The 20796-nt window shown below is 67.3% G+C and carries 9 protein-coding genes; 5 read left to right on the forward strand and 4 right to left on the reverse strand.

Features of this window, described 5'->3' with window-relative positions; genetic code table 11:
* Positions 1-89 precede the first annotated feature (89 nt).
* The 4 genes from OX460_RS27615 to OX460_RS27630 all read right to left on the reverse strand — a co-directional run bounded on the left by OX460_RS27615 (position 90) and on the right by OX460_RS27630 (position 16086).
* Positions 90-13742, reverse strand: a complete 13653-nt coding sequence (locus OX460_RS27615) for a filamentous haemagglutinin family protein (RefSeq protein ID WP_289900559.1) — start codon at positions 13740-13742, stop codon at positions 90-92.
* Positions 13743-13923: 181 nt separating this feature from the next.
* Positions 13924-14871, reverse strand: coding sequence for a FecR domain-containing protein (locus tag OX460_RS27620; RefSeq protein ID WP_099666066.1), 948 nt, complete (start codon positions 14869-14871; stop codon positions 13924-13926).
* Positions 14864-15457 carry an RNA polymerase sigma factor gene (locus OX460_RS27625; protein WP_289900560.1) on the reverse strand — a complete coding sequence of 198 codons (594 nt, stop codon included), beginning with the start codon at positions 15455-15457 and terminating at the stop codon, positions 14864-14866. The genes OX460_RS27620 and OX460_RS27625 overlap by 8 nt, the downstream gene beginning before the upstream one ends.
* The gene (locus OX460_RS27630; protein WP_289900561.1) at positions 15424-16086 is read right to left on the reverse strand and encodes a secretin and TonB N-terminal domain-containing protein; all 663 of its coding nucleotides are present in this window, start codon (positions 16084-16086) and stop codon (positions 15424-15426) included. The genes OX460_RS27625 and OX460_RS27630 overlap by 34 nt, the downstream gene beginning before the upstream one ends.
* A 260-nt stretch (positions 16087-16346) precedes the next feature.
* Here OX460_RS27630 and OX460_RS27635 point away from each other — a divergent pair, with 260 nt between their 5' ends.
* The 5 genes from OX460_RS27635 to OX460_RS27655 all read left to right on the forward strand — a co-directional run bounded on the left by OX460_RS27635 (position 16347) and on the right by OX460_RS27655 (position 20667).
* Complete coding sequence (locus tag OX460_RS27635) at positions 16347-16727, forward strand: hypothetical protein (RefSeq protein ID WP_251351523.1); 381 nt, start codon at positions 16347-16349, stop codon at positions 16725-16727.
* A gap of 92 nt (positions 16728-16819) precedes the next feature.
* A complete protein-coding gene (locus OX460_RS27640; protein WP_289900562.1) occupies positions 16820-19168 on the forward strand; it encodes a Tex family protein in 2349 nt (782 codons plus the stop codon).
* A 4-nt stretch (positions 19169-19172) separates the two neighbouring features.
* Positions 19173-19643 carry a GNAT family N-acetyltransferase gene (locus OX460_RS27645; protein ID WP_289900563.1) on the forward strand — a complete coding sequence of 157 codons (471 nt, stop codon included), beginning with the start codon at positions 19173-19175 and terminating at the stop codon, positions 19641-19643.
* A gap of 105 nt (positions 19644-19748) precedes the next feature.
* A complete protein-coding gene (grxD, locus tag OX460_RS27650) occupies positions 19749-20060 on the forward strand; it encodes a Grx4 family monothiol glutaredoxin (protein ID WP_034753766.1) in 312 nt (103 codons plus the stop codon).
* Complete coding sequence (locus tag OX460_RS27655) at positions 20053-20667, forward strand: UbiX family flavin prenyltransferase (protein WP_289900564.1); 615 nt, start codon at positions 20053-20055, stop codon at positions 20665-20667. Before grxD ends, OX460_RS27655 begins: the two co-directional genes overlap by 8 nt.
* Positions 20668-20796 lie beyond the last annotated feature (129 nt).

Raw genomic sequence — 20796 nt, forward strand, 5'->3', positions numbered from 1 at the left:
TTTTTGTTGCTAATGCTGATCTACTGATGCCTAGACAGCCGCCGCGCGCGGCGACTGCCGAATGTCATCAAATGTTCATAAAACTCCGTTCAAGGCTGCAAACCGCGCCGCTCGTTCGGCGTGAGCGCCTGCAGCTGCGGCGCCGTCAACGGCCCCGCCCCCAGCACCTGCACCACGCCGGCCGGCTGGTAGCTGGACGCCTGCGGTTCGCCGCCCGTGTGCTTGCCGACACCGGCTTCGTCCGCCTGCTCGTTGCCAAAGCCCAGCACCTTCACCGTGAACAGCGACGGCTGCGCCTGGCGCGTGGCCGCCCGTTCGCGCTGCAGCACGTCCTGCGCCGCCGTCACGGCTTGCGTGGCGGCCGCGCTGGCATTGCTGAGCGCCCCCACGTTCACCGAGGCGATCACGGGCATGCCCGTGGACTGGCCCTGCACCTGAATGTTTTCCGCGTTGACCACCTGCAAGGCCGCCAGGTTGACGTTGCCCGAGACGCGGATGCCCGCCTCGCCCGCGTCGATGGTGCCCAGCGGGGCGATCAGGTCGATGTCGCCGGGCGGCACCTCCGGGATCGGGTTCAGGGTGGCGATGCCGGCGCCCGTCGTCGGCGTGCTCGGCGACAGGCTGACGAGGCCGATGCTGTCGTAGGTGCGGCGCTGCGGCGTGTAGACGACGGTGGACTTGGTGCCGCGGCCCGCATTGATGTCGCCCGTGGCCGACCAGGCCAGGATGTTGCCGCCGAATGTGGTGAAGATGCGGCTCTGGCCCAGCAGGATGCTGTCTTTCGCATACATCTGGATCTCGCCCGCCCCCTGCGTCAGCACGCCCGAGCCTTCGCCCGGCGCATAGCCGCCGTCGACGCCGATCAGCGCGCGCCCGCCCGGCACCGCGATGCCGATATCGCCGCCGAAATCCGTGTGGATGCCGGCATCGTTGACGATCACGTGCGGCACGTTGACGGTCGGACGCCCCGCCTCGGCCCACTCCTGCGGACTCAGGTAGCGCACGCCCGCGACGGGCCGCTTGGTATAGATGCCTGCGTAGTCGTTGACCGTGTACAGAGCGCTGCTGAACATCGTCAGGTCGCCCTTGTACTCGATCTTCTTGCCCGCCTTGTCCTGCGTCGGGAAGAGGGTGGCGATGGCTTCGCGGCCGCGCAGGTAGCTGCCGCGGCGCACGCCGTCCGGATCGTTGTACTCGCGCCCGGCCGCCTTCAGTTCGGCAAAGTAGACATTGCTCAGGTACACCTGCTGCTGTTCCTTCGGCAAGGCGGCAAAGAAGCTGCGCGCATCGGTGGCCGGGTCGTAACGGATACCCAGGCCGCTGTCGCCGCCAAAGCGCGTCGTCAGCCAGTTCACCAGGTGCAGCTGGCTGACCTGCGCGTATTCGCGCGCCAGGTCGCGCCGCACGCCGCCCGTTTGCGAGCCGGCCTTTTCCAGTTCCGCCTGCTTCGTGCCGAGGAAGGCGGCAGCGCCTGCCTCGTCGCCTTTGTAGCCGAACTGGCCGCGCAGCCAGTCGGCCAGGGTCAGCTTGCCGCCGTAGACGTACACGGCGCTGCCGGCCTGGTCGGCCAGCGGACGGCCCGGGTCGGCCAGCTTGGCCGGGTCCAGGTAGCGCGCCGCGAAGGCCGCGTAGTCGGGGCCGTTGCGGCCCACGCCGGCGGCCACGCTGATGCCGGCGCCATTGCCGCGCTCGCCGGGACCGGTGCTGACGATGGAACCGAGGCTGCGCAGCTCGCCCTTGTCGGCCATGTACAGGTCGCGTCCGGCGCTCACATTGAGCTGGCCCGGTCCCGCCACATAGAAGGTGCTGTAGCGGATATCGCGCCCGGCGCTGACGACGGAAACGTCATCGGCATGGCGGTGCACGAACAGGTTGCCGCGCGCCGTCGAGCTGCCGGTGACGACCGGCTTGTCCGGATAGTCCGGCCGGCCGACAAAGCCCTGGCTGGTCCATCCGGCCGCGCCGTCCGGCACGCCCTCGACGCTGCCGAGCGGCGTGCCCGAGTTGACGATATCGCGTCCGGCGCGCACGGCCACGGCGCCGCCGCCCTCGTACCACAGCCCCAGGGCGCCGCTGACGCCCTTCAGGTTGCCCCGATACACGATGCCGCCCGTGCGCAGGCCGACGATGTCGCCGCTGCTGGCATAGAAACGCGCGGGCAGCTGGCCTGCCGGCACATAGTCGGACACCGTCGGCGGCGTCATGCTGAACAGCGGATACAGTTGTTGCCCGGCATCGCTGGCACCGTTCGGGGTCGAGCCGAACCATTTCAGCGCACCGGGCGCCAGCGCATCGGCGCTGACGTTATGCAGCGGCAGCAGGCCGTACCAGACTTTATCCAGGGCGCCGACGAAGCCCGGATTGAACGGATTCGGCAGCATGCGCGGGTCGGCGCCCGATGGCGTGATCGGATAACCGGCCGCATGGATGGAATCGGCGGCCAGCATTTCCAGCTGGCCCGTGCCCGTCCTGACAAATTGCGGCGCCACCGGCGACGGCGCCAGGATCACGCCGTTTTGCGGCATGTCCACCTTGCCGCCATCACCACCCAGCCTGCCCAGGCTGGCATTGCCGTAGTACAAGCTGCCGCTGGCGGCCACGGCGCGCAGCACGGACGGCATGACGAAGCGCCCGTCCGTCGGCGCGTGGTTGTCGCCGATCGTCGAATTGATCCAGGACGAGGTGGGCGTCAAGTTGCCGCCCGCGCTGAACAGGTCGATGGCCGTGGCCGGCGTCCACAGCGAGAACCAGCTCCAGCCTTCGCCGGTGCGCGCCACGCCCTGGTAGTTGAACGGCGAACCGTTGCCCAGCTGCTTCACGCGGCCCGCATCGGCCGTGCCGCCCAGCACCAGGTCGCCGCGCGCATCGATGCGCACGCCGCTGTCGCCCGGCACCAGGATAGGCCCGCCGCTGGCGATGGACGTGCCCGCCGTGTAGGTTTCGTACGGCCGCGATTCCGTCGGATCGGCGCGGTCGAAACGCAGTTCGACGCCGCCCACGGCGCCCGCCTCCATGCGCAGCGCGCCACGCAGGTTGGTGAAGGTACTGTTGAGCGTGGGATACTGGCGCTCGAAGCGCGTATCGACATTCGCGAAGTCTCCGTTGCGGTCGAAACTGCGCACCGCGGCGACCGGATTGAGGCCGCCGCCGATGCGGATGTCGAGGTCGCCCCCGCCCGTCAGCAGCAGCTTGCCGTCCGGCGTCACCCTGCCCGTGCTGCCCACGGCCACGTTCAGGCCCTGGCTGCGCGGCGCGAATTCGCCGGCCGGGTCGGCACGCGAGGTCAGCATGCCGGCGTCGCCGCCCGCCTGCAGCAGCACATTGCCGCCGCCCAGGGTGCCGATGCCCGTAAAGCCCGACACGACCGGCAAGCCGGCAAACAGGTCGCCGCCTTCGGGGCGCGCGACGTAGGTGCCGAAATTGACCCACCACGCCGTCGGCACGCCCGCGCCCGTGCTGCCGCTGCCCTGGCGCCACAGCCAGCTGCCGATATCGCTGGTGTCCTGCTGCGCGTTGAGGAAGCCGATGGCATCTTCGCGGCGTTGCGTGGAGGTGCCCAGGGTATCGCCCTTGACGTCGCCCTGGGCGCGCAGCAGCAGATTGCCGCCGTGCTCGGGATACCAGGCGCGGTACAGGCTCTCGCTGCCGCCATCGACGAAGCGCGTCAGCTTGTCGCCCAGGGCGCCGAGCAGCTGGCCCTTGGCGTTCAGGCCGCGCGGCAAGTTGAACAGATCCTTGCCATCGACCAGCGGCGAGGCCGACTGCGTGCCCGCCGTGTAAACGCCATACAGCGAACGCATGTCGAAGTCGCCCGCGGCCAGCAAGTCGAGGTCGCCCGTGCCCGTGCGCAGCACACTGAACAGGGGCTGGCGCGCCGGTTCCACATTGGTCACATATTCGGGCGGCGTGCCGTCCGCCACCTTGATCACATAATGGGCATAGTACTCCAGCATGAACTCTTCGCTGCCAAACCACGTCTCGATATCAACCTCGCCTTCCGGCATGCCCTCGCTGATGGCTTGTTCACTGAAGATATATTTGCCCGGCAAACCCGTACCCGGCTTGACCGACGTCTTTTCCCCCATGCCGTAATGCGTATCGGCCAGCATCAGATGGGCGTCCTTCGCATGCGGCCGCAGCGCGCGCGTATCGGCCGCGGCCGTATCGGCGCCGCCCACCAGGCGCAGCGACCACGCTTGCGAACCCTGGGCCAGCATGGGCGCCAGCGCCAGGTTACGGCCCTGGCTGCCGCTGCCATCCTCGCTGCGCAGCGCCACCATGGTCGCGTCGCCAGGCAGCTTGACCAGCGTGCCGGCTGGCAGCACGCTGCCCTTGTCCAGCGCCAGCGCGGAGGCCAGCACCACGCCATTGATGGCATTGACGCTATCGCCCGTGTCGCGCGGTTGGCCTTCCGGGAAGGGCAAGGCCACATTCGCCGGCCACACCATGGCCGCCACCTTGGCCGCGCCAGGCAGGCGCAGGCCGGCATCGAGCTGCATGCCGCTCGATAAGGTCAGCGCCTTGGGCAAGACGGTGCCGGCCGCGTACAGCACGCTGCCGTCGGCATTGCGCACGGCGCCGCCCAGAACGCTGCCTGCAGGCAAGTTCAACTCCGCCGTCAAGGTGGCGCGCGCCGCCAGCAAGGTGCCGCTACGCAACTCCATGGCTTTCATCGGCACGGCAAAATTGACGCTCGTGCCCGATTTGAAATACGTGTCCTCGGCCAGGGTCACCAGGCCCGCTTGCGGCACGACGACCTCGCCGCCCCACGGCAGCCGGCCCTTCACCAGCTGCCAGCCCTTGTTATCCACCGTGACGGGCAGCTTGCTGGTATCGAAACCATCGGTGATGCTGCCAAAGACGCTGAGCTTGCCACCGGCGCGCAGCACCAGCGCACCGGCCTCGCCCGAGCCGTACACGCCGCTCAGGCGCGCCAGCGGATTGACGCCGTCGTAGCGGTGGCCGGACAGGTCGATGTCGCCATCGATATGCAGGTCGCCGCCCGGCGTGGCGCTGACGATCTCGACGCCGGGACGCAGGTGGAAGGCGTTCGCATCGCCGCGCAAGCCGCGCAATTTGTTGTTCATCAAGTTGCCGTTCGCCAGCGCATTGACCATGAAGGCCTGGCTGTCCCCGTGCTTCCCGTCCAGGTAAGCCTGGTTGATGCTCTGGTAGCTGCGGCCGTCCGCATCCTTGCCGGCGCCGGCCGGGGCATCCTTGTATTGCCAGAAGGCGTTGACGTTGACGGTGCGCGCGCCGGCGATGTTCAGCGCGCCGGCCGCGTCGATGTCGATATCGTCGCCCGTGGCGCCACCGAGGCGGCGCGCATTCAGGTCGATGCTGCCGTAGTTGCCGCCGCCTTTGCCTGCCTCGCCGCTGCGCAGGTCGAAGCGCGCGCCGTTTTCCAGGGTCAGGCGGCCGCCAGGCGACGCCAGTTCGATCACGGCGCGGTTCGGCGCCTCGATCACCTGGCCATAGCTGTCCGTGCGCAGCACCGTGCCGTGCGCGTCGAGCACGGCACCGGACTGGATGGTGACGCCGTCGCGGCCGGCCAGGCGGATGCTGCCCACCTGCTCCCCGCTGGCGTCGATGCGGCCGTTCACCGTCAGGCTGCCGCCGTCGACGGAGACGCTCACTTCGCGCGCCTTGAGCTCGTCGCCGATGGCCAAATTACCCTGCTTGAGCTGGAAGCTGCGGCTGCCGAATACCTTGCCCGTGTTCAAACGTTGGTTCAGGCCGGCGAAGTCGCCGATCCGCTGGGCGCGGATCTCCGCACCACCGGCCGCGTACAGCACCTGGGTGCCGCCCGCGTCATAGCTGCCGCTGGCGCCGCCCAGCAAGGTGCCGCGCAAATCGACGCTGCCGGCAGCGTCACCGGTGGCTGTCGCGCTCAGCTTGCCGGCGCGGTTGTTCACGGCCGACACGTCGATCACGGAGGCGGCCGCCTGGCGCACGTCGCCTTCGCGGCTGTCGAGGATCACGTCGCCGCCCCAGCTGTACTTGCTGGTGTCGTAGAAATCGATCTTGCGCCCCGCCAGGTCCAGCTTGGCCTTGTCGCCCAGCAGCACATCGCGCTCGGCCGACAGGGTCAATTTTCCGCTCGGCAAGACCACCGACGTATCCACGCTGACATTGTTGCCGCTGAGCGCCACTTCGGCGCCCAAGGCGCCGGCCAGTGCCGCATTCGTCGGCGTGGCGGCGGCCGCGCCTGCCGGTGCACTCACCTTCAGGTCGCCGCCCACCGTGATGCGGTTGACGGAGCCGGCCGCGCCCGTCAGCAGCGGCGTGTTGATCAGCAAATCGCCGCCGCTGTAGCGGTAGCCATTGGTGGCCGTATCCCACGCGCTTTGCGACTGGTAGACGGACAGGCTGCCCTTGTTGTTGGCCGTCAGCTGTTCGCTGGCGTTCAGCGCCACCTGGCCGAAGCCCAGCACCAGGCGGTCCAGCTTGTGGATGGTGTCGGGACGGCTGTCCGGCGTGAAGCCGAACTCGATGCGCTTGGCATCGACCTGCAGGCGGCCGCTGCCCGTGCCGGGGCCATTCGCAACCACGGCGCCGGGCGCGTTCGTCGCGCCCTGCCACACGAGGGTGTCCGTGTGGATGCGCGCCAGCGCGTCCGCGCCGCCATAGCCGTAGATGGCGGGCGTATTGAGCACCAGGCGCGACAGCGACGACTTGCCCGTGGCCGCATCGATGGTCGACAGCTGCGACGAATCATAGAAGTTGAAGGAGTTGCGCGCTGTCAAGCCCAGGCTTTCCAGCGCCGGTGCGCCCGTGCTGGTGTCGCCGCGCAGCAGGCGGTCGAGCACGCCCTGGTTCAGCGCCAGGCCGTCCGGCAGGGCGCCGCGGGCGCTGGCGTCCGCCAGGGACGCCTCGCTGCCGACATTGATCGCCCCCATCGCCAGCACCAGGTTGCGCGTGCCGTAGCGCACGTTGTCGCGCAGGGTAAACGCGCGCTCCGTCACGGCGGCGATGGTGCCCTCGGAATACAGCGAGGTGCCGCCGCCACAGGCGCCGTCCGCCTTCTTGCAGGCGCCGATGTCGATGATGCCGGGGCCATACGATTCGGACGACGGCGCTGCGGCCGGCAGCATGTCCAGCCAGCCGTTCGAAACGGCCAGCACGCTGCCCATGGGCAGGTACACATAGCCGTCGCGCGAGTCCCAGGCCGCCTTGCCGCGGCCCAGCGTATTGATGCCGGAACCCTGCTCGAGGATGATGCCGTCGTCTTTTCTCGCCGTCACCAGGAACACTTCGGCCGCCTTCAGCACGGCGCCGTCGCGCAGCACGATGCCGCCCGCCGATTCGTTGATGGCGGCGATATTGGCGCGCTGGTTGCTGCCCGTGCCAAATTCGCTGTAGGTCACGCGCGGCAAGCCGCCGATGCCCACGCGCTGGGCGCCGAAGGCATTGATCTGCGACGCATGCACGGAGACGCCATTGAAATCGGCCAGCGGCGCCGTGCCGTCGGCCAGCACTTCGTAGCGGGTCGAGGCATGGTTGCCCGTACCCAGCAGCAGGGAGCCGCCGAAGCCGCCCTCGGCCGGCGCGTACAGGGTGCTGCCATCCATCATCAATGGCGTATGGTTGTTCTCGACGCTGTGCAGGGATGGAGCGATCAGTTGCAGCCGCACGCCCTTGGCGTCGCGTTCGAGCATGGCGCGCGGCACGCCGTCGCGCGTGGCCTGCGCCACGGCAAAGGCGGCATAGCCCGTTTCATTGTATTGCGAATAGCTGCGCAGCACGTCGGCCGGCGTCAGGATGGCTTGCTGCGCCACCACGTCGCGGAACGCCGTGCCCGCCACGCCCGTCTGCGCCGCGGTGGCAAACGAGCCATTGCGCATGGCGATCGTGCCGCCTGTCTCGACGGCGCCGGCCAGGCCATTCAATTCCACGCGGAATGCACCGGGCAGCAGGGCAAAAGTCGATGGCAGCAAGGTGTAGGTGCCGGCCGCCAGGCCGGGCACGCCCGCGCCGATGGTGATCTGGCGTCCCACGGCGGGCTTGCCCGCGCCTTGCTCGGCCGTCAAAGGCGCCACGTCCGGCTGTACGCCGGGAATGATAGCGTACACGGGGTTGGTATTCAGGCCGGGCAGGGTGAAGCCGCCGTTCGGCTTCATCTGCACCAGCGGATTGAGGCGCGCGTCGGTGGAGCCGCCGCGTCCGGCCAGGAAGGCCGCGCCCGTCAAGGTGCCGCCGCCCGACAGGTCGAGCACGGCGCCGGCCTGCACGTCGACGGCGGCGCCCGTCAAGGCGATCTCGGAACCGTTGCCCACGCCCTTGAACACGACGTCGTTGCCGTCATACAGGTAGCTGAGGCCATCGAGCGTGCCGCCGTACGGCATCGTCAAGCCTTTCGCGCTGACGGACGTCAGGCTGCCCGGCAACAGGTTGACATGGCCCGTGTAGGCTTCATAGCCTTCGGCGCCCAGATTGATCTGGCCCAGCGGCGCGCGCAGCACGCCATGCTGGTTGATGGTGGGGGCAACCAGGCTCAGGCTGCCAAACACGGAGAACGGCTGGTTCGGCGTGGCGCTGCCGGCGCTGCGCCCGATATCGAGCGTGCGCAGCGGATCGAGCGTGACGCGGATAATGCCGTATTCGTCGATGGCGCTCTTCTGACCCACCGTGACCATGCCGCTGTCGCCCGTGGCCGGGTAGATTTGCGCGGCCACCAGGGTGGCATTGCCCGGCTGGTACAGGGCGGCGCTGTTCGACAGGCGCATGTCGCCGCGGCTGTTGAGGGTCAGCTGCTCGAAGGCATCGCGTTCGACCATCAGGTCTGCGCCGCTGCTCTGCGCGATGGTGCCGCGCGTACCCATGTTGACCTCGCCCGCGATATCGAGCATGCCCGCATCGATCTGCAGCAGGGAATCCTCGGCCACCAGCGGCACGCCCAGCATGCCCCGTCCCCTGCCCAGGTTTTTCGAGCCTTTCACGGCATTGGGCACGATGTAATCGTCCTTCTGCGCGCGCACGGCCGTGCCCAGGCGCACGTACGGTGCCGCCAGGCGCACCTGGCTGGCAAGGCTGGCCGCCTTGTCCTGGCCATCGGGCAAAGGCTGCTGCGCCAGCCCCAGCGAGGTGGCGCTCAGGCGCAGGCTCTGGCCCAGCGACAGGTTGACGTCGCCGTCAAAACCGAGCATGCCATTCACATGCAGGGCAAGGTTGTCGAAGCCGCCCGCCTGCACGCGGTCGGCGCCCAGGCGCGCGCTGCCATAGCGCAGCGCCGCATCCTGCTGGCCGGCGCGCAAGTCGACGGGCAAGGCACTTTCGCCCTGCGCCTGCGCCAGCAGCATTTCGCGCGGCACGCGCACCGCGTTGTCCACGTTGCCGCCTTGCAAGTTGTAGCGGTCGACCTTGCCATAATTGGGCGTGTCCAGCGCCAGCGCCAGGGTGCCGCCGGCCGCACCGGCGCCACCGGCCGCGGCGCGCAGGGTGCCGTCGGCAAAGATGCCGTTGTACGAACTGAGCGAAATCAAGCCGCCATTGCCAGCCACGTTGACGGCGCCCTGGCTCGGCAAGTCCAGCGCGGCTTGCGCGCCGCTGGCGTCGAGCAGGGCGCCAGGACGCACGACGACAAAGGCATCGGCCGCGTCGACGCTGGCGGCGTCAGCCTTGTAGCGGGCGCCGATTTCGATGCTGCCGCCCTGGTCCGCACGGCCATAGCGGCCGCCGCGCATGTCGGTGGCGACCGTGGCGCGGCCAGCGACATCGAGCACGGCCTTGTCGCCGATCCAGATCGACGTGGCTTGTCCCTTGCCGTTCGGCAAGTCCACATCATTGCCCGTGCCAAACGTGCCTGGCAGGATGGCGATCTTGCCGCCCCAGGCGTCGAGCCGCCCATCGACGGTGATCTGGTCATTGCCCGTCAGGCTGATCTGGCGGCCCGGATCGACCTGGATGACGGCGCCCTGGGCCACCGCCAGGGCGCCCTTCACGTGCGGACTGCCGGCCGTCAGCGACAGGTTGGCGCCGGCGCGCTGCGTCAGGCGGGCCTTGCGCGCATCTTCCTGGTACAGCTCCGGCGTCCACAGTTCCAGCGCGGCGCCAGGATCGGTGCCGCCCGCCACCGTATGGCCCGTGGCGGGATTGAAATGCAGCACGGGCATGGTGACGTCGATATGCGCATCCTTGACCACCGCGACGCCATCGCGGCCCGTGATGGCGTAGTCGGCAAAACCGCTCCGGAACAGGCTCGCGTCCAGCGCCAGCAGCGGCTTGACGGCCGCGTCGCGCCCCAGCACCATGCCGGCCGGCAGCACCAGACCAGGCGGCGCGCGCAATTCTTCGGTGGCGATGCTGCCCGCCGCGTACTTCGTCGTCACCGGTACGATAGGCAAGCCCTGCGGAAAGGCCGCCGCCGACACCACGAAGCCGGCATTCAGGCCATTGATGACCGTCAGCACGCTGCCGGCTGGCACGATGGAACCCTCCCATACATACGTCGCGTTGTTGATGACGACGTGCGCGCCAGGCGGCAACAGCAGGTCGGCCCCCAGCACCAGCGGTTTTTGCACCGACACATCCACCACCACGGGTTTGCTCAAGGCCTGGCCCGGCTTGATCACGCTGGTGGTCAAGGTGAAAGCCAGGGGAATCGTCTCGCCCTTGGCGATCAGCAATTCATCGGCCAGGCGCAGGGCCAACGGCGAACTGCTGCCGCCTGGCAACACATCGCCTTCGAGCAGCTGGCCGCCGATGCTGACGGCCGCGCCGCTGTCGATCACCAGGCGTCCGCCGCCTTTCACGCCATGGCCGCGCAATTCGCCATCGAGCTTGAGCATGGCGCCCGTCGGCGCCTTCTCCGTCGGCAGATCGACCGCCAGGGTGATGTCGCCGCCGCGCCCGCCCTGCAGGCTGCCGTTGCCCATCAGGGCCGCGCCGGACGAGACGTCGATGACGCTGCCGCCCGTCAGGTCGATGCCGCCCGAGCTTTTCAGGCTGACCTTGCCGCCATTGATATACGGCAAACCGGCGCCGGCGCCGGGATCGAGTTCCAGGTTGCTCCACAGGCCGCGCGCATCGAGGCGCACGCCGGGCGCCACGCGCACGCCGGCCGTGCCCGTGGGACGGTTGTCCGGCACGAGCTTGCCATCGGCCCATACCGCGCCCGCATTCGCCAGGTAGCGCGAGACGATGTCGCCGGCGGCGATGCTGCCGCCGCGCGCGCTCACGTTCGCTTTCAGCGCCACGTCGGTGGCGTGCAGGGCGATGTCGCCGCCATCGGCCACGCGCACGTCGGCATTGACGTCGAGCTTGTCGTAGGCATAGATATTCAGCACGCCCAATTCCAGCCCGTTGAGCCAGTCGGCGTCGAGCTGCAAGGTCTGGCTGCGCGCGGCCGGCAAGGCGGCGTCCAGCAGCTGGCCATCGGCGATGCCGGCCACCTTGCCGATTTGCACCTTGTCCAGCACGGCTTGCGGGCTGTCGCGCATCTGGCCCGTCTTGGTATCGAAGACGGGTGTCATTTTGCCGACGATCAGTTGGCCGGCGCGCGCCGCCGCCGTCTGCGCCTGCTTGTAGCCATCCACGCCGTCATCGCGCTTGCGCTGCTGGCGCTCGCCCTGGAACACGGACGTGTCGATATCGCCTTCCAGCACGGCCGCGCCCGTGGAAACGATCAGGCGGCCCGCATCGCGGCCCACCGTATAGCCGTTTTCCAGGCGTTCGCGCGGGCCGATCAGGGCATTCGCATAGGTTTCCGTCGTATTCGCGCCCCAGCGCGCATGCGTGCTTTCATAGCCGCGGTACAGACCCGTGTACAGATTGTCGCCCGGCGCCGTGCTGAGCTTGTACATCGCGCCATCGGCGCCCTTCAGCCACGTCTGCTTGACCATGCCCGTCTGCACGTCCAGCGAGCCGCCGGCGATATTGATGCGCGAACCGGCCTGCGTCACCACTTCGCCGCCGCCAAAGCCGACAGTGCCGCCCTGGGCCGCCCATTCACCGATGCCGTGGCCGCTGGTGTTCAGGTAGCCGCTCACTTCCAGCAAGCCGCCGGCCGTGTACCAGCGGTCCGTGGCATAGCCATTCGTGCCGGCCGGCACCAGCACCAGGTCGCGGCGGTCGACCCACACATCGCTGTTGTTCAGGTATTTGGCGTCGCGGCTGCCGGGCGCGTCGCGCTGCTCGTTGCCCTGCACGTTGATCAGCACATTGTTGCTGCTCATGTCGACCTTCACGCCGACGGCGCCGGAGACGTCGATGGCGGCATCGCGCGCCACGTGGCTGCGGCGGGCCGCGTCGACCAGCACCTGGCCGCCCGTGGCAAGGGTCAGCGAATCGCCTTCGAACTCCACGTTGCCGGCCGAAACGATGCGCACCAGCGACTGGTCGCGCCGGTCCAGCGGCGTGTCCGTTCCCTTGCCCGTGTCTTTCAGCAGGGTGTCGCGCTGCACATCGAGCGCCGTGGCGCCGTTATCGTCGATAACAATGGCGCTGACGCTGCCGCGGCCCATGGTGACCTTGGCGTCGTCGCCCGCCGCCGCCAGGTGGATGGCGCCGCGTCCGTTGACGGAGGTGCTCGACAGCAGCACGCCGTCCTGGCGCAGCGTGTTGCCGCTCAGCGTGATGTCGCCGCCGGCCGACTGGATCAAGCCGCTGTTGACGACGGCGCCGGCGTCGCTGCCGGCCGCGCGCAGCATCCCGACTTCATTGCCGCGCGTGCTCGAATACTGGTTCTTGTCCGTGCCCTGGCCCGGGCGCACGACGATGGCGTCGCCGGCGGCCAGCGTGGTCTGGCCGTTCGGCGTGGTGATGGCGCCCGCGTTGTCGACGCCGCGGCCGGCCAGCAGCACATAGCCGCCGCCTTCCGTCACCGTCTGCGGCTTGCGCGTGTCGATGCGCGCGCCGGCGGCGACGACGACATCGGCCTCGGCCTTGCCATGTTTGAAGGTATTCTGGTCCAGCAACAAGTCATTCGCAAAGGTCGGCACGGCGCCCGTGCCCTGCGCCTTGCCGTACAGGCCGCTCTTGAACTGGCTGTCGCTCATGCCCATGGCGGCGGCCGCCAGATTGCGCGTATCGACCTGGCTGCTGCCCGTAAACACGATGCCGTTGCGGTTGACGATCATCACCGTGCCATCGGCCTTGATCTGGCCCTGGATCTGGCTGGGGCGCGCCAGCGGATCATTGACCCGGTTCAATACGGACCAGTTCGATTTCTGGTCGAATTGCAAGGTGGTGTTCTTACCGACGTTAAAACTTTCCCAGTTCAGTATCGCCTTGTCGTCCGTCTGCACGACCTTCACGACGGTCTTGCCGTCGGCCTGGGTCTGCACCGGTCCCTGGGCATTGAGCCAGCCGGCCGTCAGGCTGTTGCTGTCGACCTGCAAGCCGCCCTTGACCAGGCCATCGGGAGCGCCGCCCGCCGCCAGCGCCGCCTGGCGCGCGGCTGCCTGCACCGCCTGCTCGGCGGCGATGCCGCGCGCGGCCAGCAACAGGTTATTCAGTGATTGCTGCAGCTTGCCTTCCGCCTTCTGCTGCTGCAGCAAAGGATTGTTCAGCGAGGTGGCTGGCTGGCCATTCGGCAAGCGTCCCGTGCTGGCCGCCGTGCCCTGCTGCGCGCCCTTGCCGGCAAACCAGGCGCCGCTGAACGGCTGCTGCGCCTGCGCGCCGCCCGCCTGCAGCAGCACGGCGATGGCCAGCGCCAGCGGTTTCAGGCGTACCGGGCGCCCGGTCCGGTTGCCCGCCATGGCGGAGGAGGATGCGTGTTTCGTGACCGACTTGCTTCGCTGCATGGCGACATTCCCTTTTCATGTTCCGTTGCTGACCGATATCGCGAGGCGGCGCGCGGCACGCACGGGGGCGGGCGGCAGGCACTGATTCGCGGCTTCCAGCAGCATTGACAGGGAACAAGGTCCGGGACTGCAAAAGGTCATGAAAATGTCATAATTGGCGGCATGCCATCGGCATGCATCGCTAGCCAAACAGCACGATGCCGCCCGGCAGCCGCGTCACGCGCGCGCCATACGCGTCCTGGATCAGGGCGATCACGTCGTCGAGACGGTCGAGCGAAAAGCTCGCTTGCACGCGCGTGAGTTTCAAGGCGTCGCCATTGAGGATCAGCTTGCCGGGACGGTAGCGGTTCACCTCGTCCACCACCTCGGCCAGGGTGCTTTGCTTGAACACCAGCAAGCGCTGGCGCCACGCGCTGACGTCGCCCCTGGCCACGGCGCGGGCGATGCCGAAATGCTCGGGCCGGTAGCGCAGCTGCTGGCCCGCGGCCAGTTCCGCATCGTTGCCGGCCTGCGCCACGCGCAGGCGGCCCGCCAGACACGTCACGCACACTTCCTGGCCAAACAGGCGGATATTGAAACGGGCGCTGCCGGCCGACACGGTGCCGTCGCCCGCCTGCACGCGCACCCGCGCCGCGCCGCGCAAGCCGGCCTGGAATTCCGCCTCGCCCGCCAGCAGCACCAGCGCCGCGGCGCCGTCCTGCACGGGCGCCGCGTCGAGGCGCGTCTGCGTATTCATCTGCACCAGCACGCCGCCGTCGAGCGCCACTTCGCGCTGTTCGCCCGTGCCCGTGGCGTAATCGGCGGCAAGCCCAGCGACGGCCGGCCACAAGTCCATGGGCGGGCGCAGCACCAGCAAGCCCAGCGAGGCGGCGACGGCGCCGCCGAGCCAGGCGCGCCGCGCCGTGTTGACGGGCGCCTGCGCCCGCTTGACGGCGCGCGCGGCCGGCGCCATGGCGCCCCACACGGCGCGCGCCTCGGCAAACGCGTTGGCATGCTTGCGGCTGCGCGCGCACCAGTGGCGAAACACTTGCGCATCGCGCTCGCTGACCTGGCCCGAGGCCAGGCGCACGACCCACGCCTGCGCTTCCTTCTGGATGACACTCATGTCGTCTTCCGCTTGTTCAGTCATGATGTTTAGACGTTTTTCCCGCGCCAGGACCGAAGCGCTGAATGAAATCGCGTCCCATGCGCTCGCAGCAATGTTCCAGGCCGGCGCGCAATTCCTTCTCTACCGTGCGGGCGGAAATGCCGAAGCGCTCGGCGATATCGCGGTGCGGCAACTGGTCGACGCGGGCGGCGATGACGATGGCGCGCCGGCGTTTCGGCAACTCCTGCAAGGCCCGTTCCAGTTCTTCCAGCTCGGCGCGCGCGCTGAAGGTGCGGGCCGGGTCGGCCAGCTCGTCGGCCATCTCGTACAGGTCGTCGATATCGGGCAAGCTGAGCAGGCGCGCATTGTCGCGGCGTTGATCTTCCGCAATGTTGATGGCGATGCGCATCAAATACGCGGACGGGTAGCTGATGGCCTCGGGCGCATTCATCCGTTCGACCCGCAGATACGTTTCATGCAGCGCGTCATTGGCCAGGTCTTCCGAGCCCAGGCGGCGCTGCAAGTGGCGGCGAAACTGTCCGTAGCGTTCCAGGAACAGCTTGCGCAAAGTGGTTTTGAGCAATTCCGGCATGGTCAGGGCGCCCCGGCCAGCAGGTAGGGCGCGCAATCGGCATCCGGATCGGGCCGCGGCGTCAATAAAATCGTCAGCGGCTGCGGCAAGCCCGCCGGTGGCGCGCCATCCATCAGCAGGCTGCGCAGGCGCTGCAGCACGGCGCGGTCGCGCTGTTCCACGCCGCTCGGTTCCAGCACGTGTACGGCGCGCACCTTGCCTCGCTCGTCAAGCCACAGCTGGAAAGCCAGGCGGTAGCGGCCGAAGGCGTCCGGATGCAAGCGGCACAGGGCGCGCGTGAGCGAGCGCTGCAGGATGGCCGCATAGCCTTGCAACGGTGATATGACAGGAGCGGCCTCTGCCGGCACGGGCGCCGGCGCCACGGGGGCGTCGGCCAGCGCCAGCAAGGTAAACGCGTTGCTGCCGCTGAAGCGCGCGCCAAGCTGCGTGCCTGCCAGCAAGCGCTGCAGCGCTTCGGCCGGCGTATAGTCACCGCGCACGGGCGCTGCCACGCGACCGGCCGCCAGCTGGCTGCTGACGAGCACGGAATACCCGGTCACTTCGCCGAACGCCACCAGGGCCGCATCGAGCGGCTGGGCGGGCAAGTCGAAGCGCAGGGTCGCGTGCGCGCTGGCGTCAGCACCGTCCGCACCCGCAGCCGGCCGCACGAATGTCATCAATGTCATGAATGTCATCAGCAAGCAGGCGGACAGGGCATTGCCCGTTGCGGCGCGGCGGTGGCTTAGTGTCATTTTCCAGGGGAATCAACGAAAAATCCTGCTCATGAAGTGTCTTGACTGCAATGTTGTCTGCAGAATGGCAAGATGGTAGCTTCATAAAATGACAACTGCATGACATGGCATCGGCCCGCATGCCGGCCTGTGTCATCGCCGCGACATATGATCTTGCTATGCTCAACGCCTGATCCACCACTGCGGGAGCCGCCATGGCACGCCTGTTATCACTATTGCTGCTGGCCTGCGCCGCCCTGTCCGCACAGGCGGACGAGCACACCGTCGTCGTGAAGGCGGCCGCGCCGGAGAAGGGTTGCGTGGAAGTGGAAGTCAATGGCAAGCGCGCGCAATCGATGTCTTGCTTGAATGAAAAATTATTGCCAGATAGCAACACCGTGAACCGGCAGCCGCCCGCCCTGTCCGGTGCGGAAGCGATCATGCAGCGCCCGTCGAACCAGCTGGGTCTGTACAACCGCGCCGCCCTCGAACACCGTATGGGCAATGCCTTTGGCAAATCCGTCACGCCGCAGCGCCCGCCGCCGCCGACGCCCGCCAGCCCGCTGCTGCCGGCCCCGCTGCTGCCACCCCGTTAGCTGTTGTCAACGCACAGTCCATTTGCGCTGTCAAGATTGCGCAATCGCACCGATTGCGTATCATTCCAGGCTTGATCGCTCTGGAAACAACCATGCTGCCCACTATCGAACAACGTCTTGCCCTTGAACTTGCCGCCAAACCGGTGCAGGTTGCCGCCGCCATCGAACTGCTCGACGAAGGCGCCACCGTGCCCTTCATCGCCCGTTACCGCAAGGAAGCGACCGGCGGCCTCGACGATATCCAGCTGCGCCTGCTCGAAGAGCGCTTGCGCTACCTGCGCGAGCTGGAAGAGCGGCGCGCCGCCATCGTGGCCTCGATCACGGAACAGAACAAGATGACGCCCGAGCTGCTGGACGCCGTCATGCACGCGGAAGACAAGACGCGCCTGGAAGACTTGTATCTGCCATACAAGCAAAAGCGCCGCACGAAGGCGCAGATCGCCATCGAAGCGGGCTTGATGCCGCTGGCCGACGGCTTGCTGGACAATCCCGAACTGACGCCGGAAATGGAAGCGGGCAAGTTCCTGCGCGAAGCGTTTACGAGTGCCGACGGCAACAACCCGGGCGTGGCGGACACCAAGGCGGCCCTCGACGGCGCGCGCCAGATCCTGATGGAGCGTTTCGCCGAAGATGCAACGCTGCTGCAAACCTTGCGCGAATACGTGCAGGAACACGGCATCGTCGAATCGAAAGTGGTGGAAGGCAAGCAGGACGAAGGCGAAAAATTCGCCGATTATTTCGATTACTCGGAAACCATTTCCACAGTGCCATCTCACCGCGCGCTGGCGCTGCTGCGCGGCCGCCGTGAAGGCATCCTCGACGTCACCCTGCGCCTGGATACGGAGGCGGAAAAACCGAAATGGGATGCGCCGCACAACCCGTGCGAAGGCCGCATCGCCGCCCGCTTCGGCATCAAGCAACAGGGCCGTCCGGCCGACAAATGGTTGCTTGACACGGCGCGCTGGACCTGGCGCGTGAAAAGCTTCATGCACCTGGAAACGGAACTGATGGGCGCGCTGCGCGAACGCTCGGAACTCGACGCCATCAACGTCTTCGCCACCAACCTGAAAGCGCTGCTGCTGGCCGCGCCGGCCGGTCAGCGCGCCACCATGGGCCTGGACCCTGGCTTGCGCACGGGCGTCAAGGTCGCCGTGGTCGATGCCACGGGTAAAGTGGTCGACACGGCCGTGATCTACCCGCACCAGCCGAAGAACGACTGGGATGGTTCCTTGCATACCTTGGGCCGTCTTGCCGCCAAGCACAATGTGTCCCTGATTTCCATCGGCAACGGCACCGCCTCGCGCGAAACGGACAAGCTGGCGCAGGATTTGATCAAGCAGCATCCGGAAGCGAAGATGACGAAGATCGTCGTCTCGGAAGCGGGCGCGTCGGTGTATTCGGCGTCCGAGTTCGCTTCGAAAGAGTTGCCGGACATGGATGTGTCCCTGCGCGGCGCCGTCTCCATCGCGCGCCGCCTGCAAGACCCGCTGGCCGAACTGGTGAAAATCGACCCGAAATCGATCGGCGTGGGCCAATACCAGCATGACGTGAGTCAAAGCCAGCTGGCCCGTTCGCTCGATGCCGTGGTGGAAGATTGCGTGAACGCCGTCGGCGTGGACGTGAACACGGCGTCGGCGCCGCTGCTGGCGCGCGTCTCCGGCCTGTCGGCCAGCGTGGCGCAAAGCATCGTCACCTACCGCGACATGAAGGGCGCGTTCACCTCGCGCGCGGCGCTGAAAGCCGTGCCGCGCCTGGGCGACAAGACCTACGAACAGGCAGCGGGCTTTTTGCGCGTGATGGGCGGCGAAAATCCGCTGGACGCGTCCGCCGTCCACCCGGAATCGTACCCGCTGGTGGAAAAAATCCTGGCCGATATCAAGAAGGATATCAAGGCCGTTATCGGCGAAACGGCCCTGCTGAAAACCCTCAGCCCCGCCAAGTATGCGGATGACACCTTCGGCGTGCCGACCATTTCCGACATCTTGAAGGAACTGGAAAAGCCGGGCCGCGACCCGCGTCCGGAATTTACGACGGCCACCTTCAAGGAAGGCGTGGAAGAAATCCGCGACTTGCGTCCGGACATGATCCTTGAGGGCGTGGTCACCAACGTGGCCGCCTTTGGCGCCTTCGTCGACATCGGCGTGCACCAGGATGGCCTCGTGCACATCTCGGCCCTGTCGAACACCTTCGTCAAGGACCCGCACACGGTGGTCAAGGCGGGACAAGTCGTGCGCGTGAAAGTGCTGGAAGTGGACGAGAAGCGCAAGCGCATCGCGCTGACCATGCGTTTGACGGATAGCGCGCCGCAGGCGGGCAGCAAGCCGGAACAGCGTGGCGACCGCAACGACCGCCGCAGCATGGCGCAGCACCAGTCGCAGTCGCGCAACGCACCGGAACCGGCCGGCAGCATGGCCGCCGCGTTCGCCAAGCTGCGCGGTTAAGTTCGTGGCCGCCGGGCAGGACCTTGTCATCCTGGCGGCGGACGCGGCCGGCCCGGATGCGCAGCGGCTGCTCGACGAATTGTCGGACGCATTGCTGCGCATCAATGGCGACAGCGGCCGTTCTTCCTTCGATGCCGAGGCGGCCACACCGCGCGGCGGCTTTTATATTGCCCGCGATGCCGCCGGTGACCTGCTGGGCTGCGCGGCCCTGCGCCCGCTGGGCGGGCCGGACAGCGCCACGGCAGAACTCAAGCGCATGTATGCGCGCCCCGGCCAAGGTGGCGTGGGCGCGGCCCTGCTGGCCCATGTGGAAGCGCAGGCGCGCTGCTACGGCTATGCGCGGCTGCACCTGTCCACCCGCGTGGCGAATACCCGCGCGGTGGCGTTTTATGCCAAACACGGCTATGCACCCGTCGTTGCTTGGGGCAAATACGTGGGCGCGGCACAATCGGTGTGCTTGGGCAAACAGTTATAAGCATCAACGTGGCTGACTTGCCCGATTTATGACTTGAGCGCATACCCGTGCCGGCGTTTTCTTATAAAATGACGGCATCTATTTATTTACCCATCAGAGGCAGCTATGAGCGACGTACAAACCTGGATCAAAGAAACCGTGACGAACACGCCAGTCGTGCTGTTCATGAAGGGCACGGCCCAGTTCCCGCAGTGCGGCTTTTCCGGCCGCGCCATCCAGATCCTGAAAGCATGCGGCGTGGAAAACATCGCTACCGTCAACGTGCTGGATGACCCGGAAGTGCGCCAAGGCATCAAGGATTACTCGAACTGGCCAACCATTCCGCAGCTGTATGTCAAAGGCGAGTTCATCGGTGGTTCCGATATCATGAATGAAATGTTTGAATCGGGCGAACTGAAGTCCCTGCTCGATGCCTGATAGTCAACAGCAGCGGCCGCGCCGTATCGTCGTGGCCATCACGGGCGCCACGGGCGCCGTGTATGGCTTGCGGTTGCTGCAATTGCTCGGCGCCATCCCCGGCGTCGAGACGCATCTGGTCTTGTCCGATGCGGCCGTATTGACCCTGCACCAGGAAACGGGCGTAGGGCGCAAGGATATCGAAGCGCAGGCGCACGTGGTGCACAAGCTGCGCGACATCGGCGCAAGCATCGCCAGCGGCTCGTTTCAATCGGATGGCATGGTCGTCGCACCGTGCTCGATGAAGACCCTGGCGGCCGTGGCCCATGGCCTGTCGGATAATTTGATCACGCGGGCAGCCGATGTGGTGCTCAAGGAGCGCCGCCGCCTGATCCTGATGGTGCGCGAAACGCCGTTCAACCTGGCGCACCTGCGCAATATGACGGCCGTGACGGAAATGGGCGGCATCATCTTCCCCCCACTACCCAGCTTTTATCACCACCCGCACAGCATTGCGGAGATGGTCGACCATACGGTCGCGCGCGTCATCGACCTGCTGGGCATCGAGCACAGCCTGGCGCCGCGGTGGAATGGTTTGAAGTCCACTGGCGACACCCCTATCCTCTAGTTGGCGTCACGATTTAATTGACGTCACGATGCCTGACAAAAGCGTAGCGAGCGGAAGGAAGAGGTAGTCGAGAAGCGCAACCGTACTTTAGTACGGTAAGCATCGCAAACTACCTATGCCGACGCGCAG

Source organism: Janthinobacterium sp. SUN033 (assembly GCF_030397595.1).
Lineage (GTDB): Bacteria > Pseudomonadota > Gammaproteobacteria > Burkholderiales > Burkholderiaceae_D > Janthinobacterium > Janthinobacterium kumbetense.

What these genes read in the sequence shown, in the direction of transcription:
- OX460_RS27615 (WP_289900559.1), bottom strand. Translation starts at nt 13,742, where the DNA reads ATGCAGCGAAGCAAGTCGGTCACGAAACACGCATCCTCCTCCGCCATG.
- OX460_RS27620 (WP_099666066.1), bottom strand. Translation starts at nt 14,871, where the DNA reads ATGACTGAACAAGCGGAAGACGACATGAGTGTCATCCAGAAGGAAGCG.
- OX460_RS27630 (WP_289900561.1), bottom strand. Translation starts at nt 16,086, where the DNA reads ATGACATTGATGACATTCGTGCGGCCGGCTGCGGGTGCGGACGGTGCT.
- OX460_RS27635 (WP_251351523.1), top strand. Translation starts at nt 16,347, where the DNA reads ATGGCACGCCTGTTATCACTATTGCTGCTGGCCTGCGCCGCCCTGTCC.
- OX460_RS27640 (WP_289900562.1), top strand. Translation starts at nt 16,820, where the DNA reads ATGCTGCCCACTATCGAACAACGTCTTGCCCTTGAACTTGCCGCCAAA.
- grxD (WP_034753766.1), top strand. Translation starts at nt 19,749, where the DNA reads ATGAGCGACGTACAAACCTGGATCAAAGAAACCGTGACGAACACGCCA.
- OX460_RS27655 (WP_289900564.1), top strand. Translation starts at nt 20,053, where the DNA reads ATGCCTGATAGTCAACAGCAGCGGCCGCGCCGTATCGTCGTGGCCATC.